A 469-nucleotide genomic window follows, 5' to 3' on the forward strand; every position below is an offset into this window, starting at 1 on the left:
CTCGATGGCTCATCGAAATTCACCCTGGATGACGATTATACGTGGAAGAGCAGCAAGCTCGACTATGTCAGTTTCCACTCCGGTGAAGTCAAGCAGGATGTGACGGTCACGCTGAACCTCGCGAGCAGCGGCTGGATGATCCGGCATATCGAGGGCATCAACAGCCCGAACTTGCTGACCGTTATCAACGACAAAACCGGATCCGCAGGAGCAACGATTGGCTCGATGACGCTTTCGGGCGGTCTCGGCAACAATGTCACGCTCACCAACACGCATGTAGACATGTACGAGGGCAGCAATGCCGCTGACCGCGTCACGATCGGCGACGGCGGCGTCGACATGCTCAACGTTGTTGGCGGCAACAATAGCGTCAAGATCGGGTCGGGCAAGGTCCATTCGATTCTTGCTTACGATGGCAATGACAAAGTCACCACGGGCAGCGGCACCGTCGATTCGATCGACCTTGGAG

Annotated in this window: 1 protein-coding gene; it reads left to right on the top strand. The window is 56.5% G+C overall.

The features are described 5' to 3' along the window. The coding region (locus AC1D0P_RS29100; protein WP_477679911.1) for a hypothetical protein at positions 1–469 on the top strand (469 nt) is incomplete at both ends.

Source organism: Polaromonas sp. P1_G2 (assembly GCF_056405515.1).